The sequence below is a fragment of the Adlercreutzia sp. DFI.6.23 genome (genome assembly GCF_024462535.1).
In the GTDB taxonomy this organism is placed as follows: domain Bacteria; phylum Actinomycetota; class Coriobacteriia; order Coriobacteriales; family Eggerthellaceae; genus Adlercreutzia; species Adlercreutzia rubneri.
This window is the reverse complement of the sequence record NZ_JANGBP010000836.1, coordinates 1-286: the sequence shown is the minus strand read 5'-3', so window position 1 is coordinate 286 and position 286 is coordinate 1. Positions and strand designations below refer to the sequence as shown.

At 76.2% G+C, this 286-nt stretch carries 1 pseudogene; it reads right to left on the bottom strand.

Annotation, left to right across the window (positions count from 1 at the left end):
• Positions 1 to 286, bottom strand: a pseudogene (locus NE591_RS15675) (ABC transporter); the annotation flags it as partial.

Genomic DNA, 286 nt, shown 5'->3' with positions numbered 1-286 from the left:
GGCTGAGACCGCGCCGGCCGGGACCGCCGCAGCGGGGCGGCCCTCCCCTTCCATCTCCGCCACCGTCCAGGCCCGCACGCCGGCCGCGGCGCGACGGGCGGCCGGCAGCCCCGCGAAGTCGGCGGCCGTCCAGTCGCCGGCAACGGCGCCATCTTCCATGAGCACCACCCGATCGGCCACGTCCGCCAGCCACCACAGGCGGTGCTCGGACACGACGACGGTCTTGCCCGCCGCTTTCAGCGCCACCACCACCTCGGCGAGGCGCTTCATGGAGGGCACGTCCAGG